8 protein-coding genes are annotated in these 8,656 nt (G+C 52.8%); 1 reads left to right on the plus strand and 7 read right to left on the minus strand.

Annotated features, from left to right (window positions below; translation table 11 throughout):
- Positions 1–170: 170 nt before the first annotated feature.
- The 7 genes from HMPREF3104_RS00355 to HMPREF3104_RS00380 all read right to left on the minus strand — a co-directional run bounded on the left by HMPREF3104_RS00355 (position 171) and on the right by HMPREF3104_RS00380 (position 8,159).
- Positions 171–1,268 carry an FAD-dependent monooxygenase gene (locus tag HMPREF3104_RS00355; protein WP_070493199.1) on the minus strand — a complete coding sequence of 366 codons (1,098 nt, stop codon included), beginning with the start codon at positions 1,266–1,268 and terminating at the stop codon, positions 171–173.
- A 221-nt stretch (positions 1,269–1,489) separates the two neighbouring features.
- Positions 1,490–2,290, minus strand: a complete 801-nt coding sequence (locus tag HMPREF3104_RS11865; RefSeq protein WP_083278819.1) for an IclR family transcriptional regulator — start codon at positions 2,288–2,290, stop codon at positions 1,490–1,492.
- A gap of 8 nt (positions 2,291–2,298) precedes the next feature.
- On the minus strand, positions 2,299–3,822 hold the full coding sequence (locus HMPREF3104_RS00360) for an AMP-binding protein (protein ID WP_070493098.1): 1,524 nt from the start codon (positions 3,820–3,822) through the stop codon (positions 2,299–2,301).
- The gene (locus HMPREF3104_RS00365) at positions 3,822–4,592 is read right to left on the minus strand and encodes a citryl-CoA lyase (RefSeq protein ID WP_070493202.1); all 771 of its coding nucleotides are present in this window, start codon (positions 4,590–4,592) and stop codon (positions 3,822–3,824) included. The genes HMPREF3104_RS00360 and HMPREF3104_RS00365 overlap by 1 nt, the downstream gene beginning before the upstream one ends.
- 63 nt (positions 4,593–4,655) lie before the next feature.
- Positions 4,656–5,621 carry a TAXI family TRAP transporter solute-binding subunit gene (locus HMPREF3104_RS00370; protein WP_083278821.1) on the minus strand — a complete coding sequence of 322 codons (966 nt, stop codon included), beginning with the start codon at positions 5,619–5,621 and terminating at the stop codon, positions 4,656–4,658.
- Between the two features lie 31 nt (positions 5,622–5,652).
- A complete protein-coding gene (locus tag HMPREF3104_RS00375; RefSeq protein ID WP_083278822.1) occupies positions 5,653–7,644 on the minus strand; it encodes a TRAP transporter permease in 1,992 nt (663 codons plus the stop codon).
- Positions 7,645–7,646: 2 nt separating this feature from the next.
- Positions 7,647–8,159, minus strand: coding sequence for a hypothetical protein (locus HMPREF3104_RS00380; protein WP_070493106.1), 513 nt, complete (start codon positions 8,157–8,159; stop codon positions 7,647–7,649).
- Between the two features lie 268 nt (positions 8,160–8,427).
- Between HMPREF3104_RS00380 and HMPREF3104_RS12645 the strand changes: the two genes are divergently transcribed.
- Positions 8,428–8,656: ATP-binding protein (locus tag HMPREF3104_RS12645; RefSeq protein WP_246816275.1), on the plus strand; the 229-nt coding region annotated here is incomplete at its 3' end.

Here is an 8,656-nt window from a genome sequence, read left to right on the forward strand (position 1 = left end):
GGTTTGGCAACATGCTGCCGCAATTCAAAAAAGCACTACCCGTGGTCCGGAGGCCAGAGTCCGGAGACCTAGGCCAGAGTCCGAGGTCCAAAGGTCTCCCATGCCCTACGGCAAAAACCGACCTCTGCGGGTGCCCAACGACACCCAAGGTCACTCAACGAATCCCACAGTCACTCCACACGCCAGCTCGCGAGTTTTGCCACCGGCATAGCCAGTAGCGCATTAGGCACGCACCACAGCATCGCGTTACGGAACCGCGTTACCAACGGACCGCCGGCGTGCAGGGCTTTCCCGATGGTGCGGGATTGGTGGGCGAAGGTTTGGGTACGTGGGCGTCGTGAAGCGTCAAAGGCTCTCAATGCTTCATTGAGATCAGCATGTTTGGCCAGCTGCGCCACAAGCACCGCCGCATCCTCCAACGCCTGGCAGGCGCCTTGGCCCAGGTTAGGGGTCATGGCATGCGCGGCGTCTCCGATCAGCACAACCTTGCCGCGTGTGTAGGTGTTCAGATCACCCGCGAGCTCACGGATTGGCAAAAACTGTGGCTCTTCCTCTGCGGTAGTAATCAGCTCGGCGATGGGGGAGTGCCAGGACTCAAACTGTGAAAGTGGCTGTTCGTCGGGGCTTTGAGACTGGACAGCGAACCAATACACGCGGTCATTATGAAGCGGGACAATGCCAAACCGCTTCTTCACCCCAAGGCTTTCTGACGCCATGACCGCGCCTTCCGAAGGCTTTGGGCTGATGCCTCGCCACGTACCGTAGCCTGCGTCTTCGATTCCCGGGTCCTCCGGCCACGCCGCGCGCACAGCACTGCGGATTCCATCCGCCCCAACAATCAGGTCAAAGGTATGGCTTTCTCCATCTTTGGTGGTCAGGGCACCTTTCTGCTTATCGACGCCCACCACCTCCACCCCAACCCTCAACCCCGCACCCTCAGCGTGCCTTTTCAGTATCGAGTGAAGTTCCGCCCGATCCAAAGCGAGCGACTGCGTGGTGATTTCTGGCGCGATCTTGGACAACCACCTGCCGTTTTGAGAGCGTTGCCCGCCGTAAAGCTTGGGTTGTGCTTGCTGTAGTGCTCGGAAATCCTCACCGCAGCCGAGGTAGTCCAATGCGGTCAGTGCGTTCGGCCCAAGCGTGATGCCGGAGCCACCTGCGCGGATCTTACAGTCCGCCTCAAAAATAGTGACGTCGTGCCCACGCTTGAGCAGGCCGCCCGCTACCGCCAATCCTGCGATACCTGCACCAACAACTGCAATTTCCATGATTGCCATTATTGTCGTGCGCTTTCGTTGATGCGCAGGCCCTCCCCGCGGAACAATTGCGGCGAATATCTGCCAAACCGGGGATAGTTGCCGCAATGGGCCCGAAACCCCTGAGGCGTAGCTGAGACGCACACTAACAATTGATGGTTCCCTATCAACGGGAGCTAGATCTCATCCCTAAGTAACTGTTGCGAGATCAGAAAGCCGTTTAAAAGTAGTTCTCACCTTAAACATTCTTGGGCCTCGGCGACTGTCAGGCGTTCTAGATCACTTTCGATAGGAGACCAATACTCGGCAATACGGAGGGCAGACCGCTCAAGTAGTCCCTTCAGTTGGCCCAGCCTTTCCAGCCCCATCCGTTCGTTAAGTGATGCCACGCTTAGGGCCCCAAGTACAACACCCGACGAGCTGAAGATTGGTATTCCAATACCAGTGACCCCAGGAATGATCTTGGAAGGGTTCAGGGCGTAGCCCTGCTTGCGCGTTTGTTCAACCGCCCTACGTAAGCTAGCTTGGTCAAACCCTCTCCATTCTCGCGCTAGTTCCGCAGCAATAGGCAAAGTCTTATCAAGTTCTGTTTCGCCTAGTGCAGACAAAATAGCCAAACTTCCAGCACCTACCCCAAGAGGACGGACATCCCCCTTGCGGAGTGTCAAGGTTTTCACTGGGTAGTCTCCATTTGCCGCTTCTATGCAGACTGAATTCTCACCCGCACGCAGGGATAGATAAACAGAATCGCCGCATTCTTCGGCAATGGCGTGAACAACACGAGAACTATTAGCAAAATGGTCGATCTGTGGTACAGACTTTGTCGCGAGGCGGATTAGGCTGGGCCCTAGCCGATAATAATCTGCCTCTAATTCCAAGTATCCACAGTCAACTAGAGTCCGCAGAAGTCGAAGAACGGTTGTCTTTTGTAGATCTGAACGTGATACAAAGTCAGTCAACCGCAGACTGTTTTCAGCTGCAGCAATTTCTAATAACTGCAGAGCCCGTTCCACGCTGCGGACCCCATCTGACATCTCGTCTCCTATTTATCATCTTGACTGAACATTAACGACAGCTGCTTGCGGTCAGCCTTTCCGAGCGCCGTTTGAGGTATCTTATCTACCTGCATGAAAGATTTAGGCACCCATTCCAAACCTAACGATTCACGAACCGCTCCTTTCATGTCTGAAATTCGGCTTTCTGTCAGCTCCCCGACGATGCAAGCGGTTACCTTTTCACCCCAATAATCGTCGGGAACTCCGACTACAACTGCTTCTTCCACACCCTCACACTTTTCCAGGACACGCTCAATCTGTACGGGGTAGACATTAAAGCCGCCAGTGATAATCATCTCCTTCGACCGACCACGGATTGACACATATCCGTCCTCGTCGATACTCGCCAGGTCTCCGGTAGGAAGCCAACCCGACTCGAGCCCAAACAATTCCCCTGTCTCCGGGTTTCGGTACCCATCCATCACCAACGGTCCGCCCACATACAGTTCCCCAACCGTATCCGGTTCAGTGAGAATGTTTCCTTGTTCATCTCGGATTTCTACGCTCGCAAACAAGGTCGGTCTCCCGATCGTATGCAGAAGCTTCGAGCCGATTACATGGTCTTCTTTACTCAAAGCCGTCACCATATTGGGAGCCTCAGTTTGTCCGTACACCTGTTGCAGGCATTGACCACATTCTTTAAGAATAAATTCGAGATCACGAACTGAAGCAGGTGCTGCTCCATAGACTAAAAGCTGGAGTTTGTCACGCATTTCAGCCATTCGGTTTCCTGCATCGTCAATCAGTCGCCGAATTAAGGTGGGAACCAAGAAAGTGCAGTTGATATCACCTGCGACGACATCATCGATGAACTGGTGTGCATCAAGTCTGTTGGCCAATATCACGGTGCCACCCTGAACTAAAACAGGCAGAATGTACGATCCCGCACCGTGAGATATCGGTGTGCAAAGAAACATTCTAGGTTGTTCTGGCCAATCGAGATGCGCTAGAGCAACCGCAGTGTTGGTAACGAGACTGCGGTGAGGAAGTACGACCGGCTTAGGCAACCCAGTAGTACCCCCAGTGAACGCCATTCGAGCACCGTCGTCTCCGTTCGATTCGACTTCAACTCGGTGCGCTGCTCCATTTTTCCAGGGACGCGTATCACTATCCACCGTAAAGACATCGAAGCCTGCCGTGGCAAGAGCTTCCGCAGCCTCCGGGAAGTCGTTTGCGTTAATAATGACTCGATTGCACCTGGCTCCGTTAAGAATCTGTTCGTGGACTTCCACTGATGCGGTCGCATGCAGGCCCATGTACTGCACCCCCATGCAGTAGCAGGTGATCTGTATCACGAAGCTCGCGAAACGATTGTTGGCGAGCTGAGCAAGAACATCGCCCTTTTCAACACCAAGTTCACGCAGAAATGAAGAGCATCGGTAGATGTCATCTTCCAATTGAGAGTAGGACCACTGTCCTTCCTCATCAACGAATGCAATCTTGTCCTTGTACTGCCTGCAAGCACGGATAGCTAGTGTGCCCATAGAGGGGGCATCCATAAATAACGTCATTAATGTTCACCCTCTCCCAATTCCCGGTAGGGAACAGCTTCTTCAACGGCTTGCCACATTTGCCATGCAGACGGTTGATGGATCTCGTCGTTGATATGACCCAGAAGCCCTGCGGCCCGAGCAACTACCGCGAACCCACGGGTAATACGCCAATCGATGCCCATCTCGCTGAGGACGGCACCAATAGCACCGTCAGCATTAATTGTCATTTTCCGGCCAAGCCTCTGGGAAGTTTTATCGGCGGCCTTCTCCAACACTTCCCAACACTCACCTGAATAGCCACGCTCAAGTGTCATCTGCTTAAGTTTCAACGTCCGCGGGTCCACGTCATCGTGAAGGAAGTGCCCCATTCCCGGTACCCGCTCACCACGCGCTTTCAGCAGATCAATATACCTATTTAACGACTCTTCACTATTAGCGTGTTGATTTTCTTGGATCAAGCGTGCAGTACCTTCAATCGCTCCTAGCAACTTACTGCCAGCGCCCAACAGACCAGCGGCCATGGCACCTTGAACTGCATCAGGGGCCGCATGATATGTCATACGACACGCGATGGCGTTTGCGGTGATTCCATGTTCCATCAGTGTCACCAAAACAGCGTCAACCAGTTCACGTTCCCGCTTTTCGGGCAATCGATTTTGAACACTCAGGAAAAAAGCTTCAGTAAAGCTCACTTTTCCAATTAGTTCCTCGCAAAGATCAAAACCTTTGACGGTAATGCTGTATTTATCGGACGTGCCCATCGTCTGAAAAGCAGTCGTGTCCTTCATTTCATTCCCCTTCTCGAAAGGCGAAAGCACCGAAACGTTTCAGGACCCTTCGGTGCTTACGCACTACTTTTTGTGATCGTTGATGTACTGCTGCGCACCCTCGTGCCACGGAATCAGCGGATCCTGCTCAAACAGCGGGTTGTCGAAAGCGTAGGCTTTGCCCTCGGCGTGAGTTGCCTGAACGCGATCTCCATTTGAATAGACCTTATCCATGAATTCGTAAACCGCTTCAGGCGCGACATCTTTATTCGCCACAATGACATAGGGCACTGCGAAGGTCACAATGTCTTCCTCAGTCCCATATACATCAGCTGGGATAGTTGCCGCAGTCCAAGATGGGTTTTCCTCAAGAATCTTCTCTTGCTCCTCAGGGGTGAGTGAGACGATGCGAATATCTTGGCCGGTCTTCAACTCCACCACTGCAGAGGCAGGAAGTCCGGCCAAAATGGAAGCAGCATCGATAGTGCCATCCTTCAAGGCATCTGCTTGTTCGCGATAAGATAACGCCAGCGTGTTCATACTTTCGAATGGAGTACCACTCGGGCTTCCGACAGCACCAGCTAGTTTCTCGCCGACACGACCCGGGGAGATCCCGAGTCTCTTAGAGCCCAGCTCAGAAAAGGACTGTACATCCGAGTTAGCCATTACGATGACATGCTGATATCCAACGTGGCCCGGCATAACGAGGCGCACATTGTCGTACTTTTGTCCATATTCTTCGGCACCGTTGTATGCATCGACCGCAGCGTCGTAGACCGAAAACGCGAAATCAGCGTTGCCGCTTTGAACAAGTCGCAAGTTTTCCTCGGTAGCCGCAGTTGCTTGCGCCTGGAGGGTCAGTCCAGAGTCATTGCTGCTGACGATATCTGCCATACCTGCACCTAGGACGTAAAATACGCCTGAACTGCCACCGGTAGCGATTGAAAGATTTGAGTTAGCCCCTCCTCCGCTAGCGGAGCAAGCTGCGAGCCCGACCGTCAGCGCTGCTGCCGCGATAGCGGAAGTAAGTTTTGCAGAGAGCTTTTTCATGGTTTTCCTTCCGATAAAGATTTTGAAGTTTCTAACTATTTTTCCTGCGATTACGGAAAAGATAGAAGATGGCCAGATAGCCCAACCCGATGAATACACCGAGAATGTTTGTGTACTGAGATGGGATCATTGAGCCGAAACCGACAACCACTGCTAACACTCTTAGAAGTGGATTTAGGCTTCCAATCACGTAGTCGTATCCCAGACTGCCGAATGACACGAATGCAATGCCGATGATTGCGGAACAGAGCGCCAGCAGAATAGTTACGAAGCTGCCTATTCCAAGTAGATGATCATCCATTACGAATAGGAAAGGCACAATCATGCCGCCTAGTGCCATTTGCACTGCGCGAATACTTGCCGGCCACGGCTTAGCGGCCGCGATACCCGCTGCGACGTAAGAAGCAAGGGCTACCGGAGGAGTGATTGCAGACAGAATTGCGATATAGAAGACGAAGAGGTGCGCCTGGAGAGGCGAAATCCCAAACTCAGTCAGAGCGGGTGCAACCAGGACGGCGACCACAATATACGCAGCAACTGTCGGCACGCCCATACCTGCAATCAAGCAGGCAACCATCGTCAAGATCAAGAGCAGCATCAATGACTGTCCTGCAATAGCTACCAGTGAGCTTGACAGAGTGAGGCCAAGACCAGTTAACGAAAACACTCCGATGATGATGCCAGCACAAGCACAAACAATTACGACTTCAAGGGCGCCCTTTGTGCCAGTCACAAACGCATCGATAATGTCGCGGATTCCCATTCGCGTCTCTGGCGACAACCACGAAACGAGTACGCACGCAGGGATCGCCCAGAAAACTGCTCGGCCTGGTGAAAATCCACCTACCGTCATCATCCCTACAAGGACAATAAGCGGTAATGGGAGATGCCAACCTTTCCGTAGCGTTTCGCCAATCGGCGGAATCTCGGCGCTTTTCAGTCCACGAGCTTGATCCTTTACGGCAGTGATATCTACCGAAATGAAGACTGCCACGTAGTAAAGTAACGCAGGGATTATCGCCGCTATCGCGATCTCCATGTATGGCATGCCGAGCATATCTGCCATGACGAATGCCCCAGCACCCATGATTGGTGGAACGAGCTGACCGCCCGAAGACGAGACTGCCTCTACAGCAGCCGCGTCTTCCTTTTTGAAGCCAGACCGCTTCATCATCGGAATTGTGAGTGTGCCTGTTCCAGCAACATTTGCGACAGCACTGCCGGATACGGAACCGAATAGAGAGCTGCCGATCACCGCCACCTTGGCGGGTCCACCACGAAATCGTCCGAAGAAGTACATCGCGATGTCAATAAAGAATTGCCCTGCTCCCGAACGCTGAAGAAAGGTAGCAAAGATAACAAACAGCATGATGAAGCCTGCCGAAGCACCAATTGCTGTTCCGAAGATACCTTCCGTCCAAAGCGCCAGATGGGTAGCAATGCGGTCGAGTCCGAAACTCCGTGTCTGAAGTGGCCCGATCGCATAACTACCAAAGTATGAGTAAGCGAGAAATGCCAAGGCAATTGCGGGCAACACCCATCCCAGTACTCTCCGTGTTGCTTCAAGAACCAGGATCACAAGTGCTACTGATGCGGCAACATCAGCCGAATTGTAGAAGCCAAGGCGGTCCCGAGAAAGCGCAACGCTTTCTACCGCGATGTACGCGCACACGGCAATGCTCAAAGCCACCAATAGCCAGTCATACCAAGGAACTGATTTCTGTTTACCTAGCTTCTTGCTTGGCGGAACCAGGCCATAAATCAGGACCAAGGCAAAACCAACGTGAATCGCTCGAAGCTGCAGGGTACTTAGCGGGTAGTAGATTATGACCATCTGAAAGGCAGCGTAAACAAACGCTGCTACATAAAATGCCCTATTCAATGGTGCACGTAATTGTCTATGACCTCGATCTCGCTCTTCAGCCTCTTGTGCAACATCATCTGCAGTCTGTTTTCTATTCCCTTCAGTTGAAGGGAGCGATGCCAACTTTTCACTGGAATCCAGCAGATCTTTCTCCGCCATGTCTAGCCCCTCCTTCCATTTTTCTTGGCATTGACAGTAAGTTCGATCACTTCACCCGGAGCTGCGATCTGACGAAGCGAAACCGTTTCGGCCCCATGGCGAAGAGTCAGATCGCTCAACGCCGCATTCCGAAAGACCACCTGTTCCATGGCCTTTGGTTGGGCTAGTTTCGCCTCAATGAAGCCACCCGAGCGGCTAACCGCCCCCAAGAAATTCGGGTCGTAGTACTGCATAGAGAGATCTCCTCCAAAGGTCATTCCGACTAGGTAGAGAGCTCCATCTACGACGGCATAGTTCTCCGCTTGGAACTCCTGGTAGAGCGACTGGGTGTATTCAAGAGAAAAAGTATCCACTTTTTGCAAATCCAGCCGCCCAATAATCTCCCCACCTGCAACAACATCCAGATGAGCACCGGTCGCCATTTCAGGCGCCACGGCACGCCCTAGAGGGAGTGCAGCAATCGTCAGCGCAGCACCAAGTAAAAGTGACTTGAATGTCCTCTTCGTGCCTTTCATTGTGACCCGCCTCTCTTGGACCGCCTGTCGGACCGGTAGTCCACACAGTAGACCGTTTTGAGAAGTCTGACACGAGATTTGAAAAAAAAATTTGAGCCAAGTGTTTATTTACGTGATGAGCGGCAAAGCGTTTTGCTCCAGCACGTGCCGCATTGGGCTCCCAACTGGGCAAATAGACAATGCCGCATGACAAGTGCCATTAGCTAGGTGACACAACAACATTGCCAAAGCCATCGCCCAAGCAAAATTCCGATACCCCGATGCGAGCCTGGCCGAAGTCACCCAGGCTGAACAACGTGGCATCAACATGCGCCAGTTAAAACGAATCGCGGCGACCAACTGGCGGGAAAACCCAACCAACATCCACATCCTCGCACCAACCGGGACAGGCAAGACATACATCGCCTGCGCCATCGGTATTGCTGCGTGTCACGCCGGATACTCCGTGGCCTACTACCGGCTAGACCAACTCGTAGACATGTTGGCGGTCTTCTCAC

It is taken from the genome of Corynebacterium sp. HMSC30G07 (assembly GCF_001806945.1).
GTDB lineage: Bacteria > Actinomycetota > Actinomycetes > Mycobacteriales > Mycobacteriaceae > Corynebacterium > Corynebacterium riegelii.